Source organism: Cupriavidus sp. SIMBA_020 (assembly GCF_046535395.1).
Taxonomy (GTDB): Bacteria; Pseudomonadota; Gammaproteobacteria; order Burkholderiales; family Burkholderiaceae; genus Cupriavidus; species Cupriavidus campinensis.
Genome location: NZ_JAWRWU010001451.1, coordinates 1 through 243, shown reverse-complemented (window position 1 = coordinate 243; position 243 = coordinate 1). Strand labels below are relative to the sequence as shown.

Annotated in this window: 1 protein-coding gene; it reads right to left on the bottom strand. The window is 73.3% G+C overall.

The features are described 5' to 3' along the window. Window positions 1–26: 26 nt before the first annotated feature. Window positions 27–243, bottom strand: a 217-nt coding sequence (locus tag SB751_RS34370; protein ID WP_410749541.1) for a hypothetical protein, incomplete at its 5' end; no start/stop codon positions are given.

The following is a 243-nucleotide window of genomic DNA, read 5'->3' as shown; positions in this document are numbered from 1 at the left end:
CTCGGGCGCGGCGATCTTTTCCGGGATCAGGCGCCGCGCGTCCCGCGCCGCCACCACAGCGCCTCGCACAGCCACAGCAAAGGCCAGGCGAGCAACAGTCCGACCAGCAAGGTCGGCAGCCACGGCGCGGCCGCGGGCGGCGTACCACCTTGCAGCCAGGCCGGGCTGTAGAGCAGGAAACCGGAGACGAAGCCGCGCGACCAGATATCGCGAAAGCCCGCGCCACGGCCCAGCGCCGCGGCC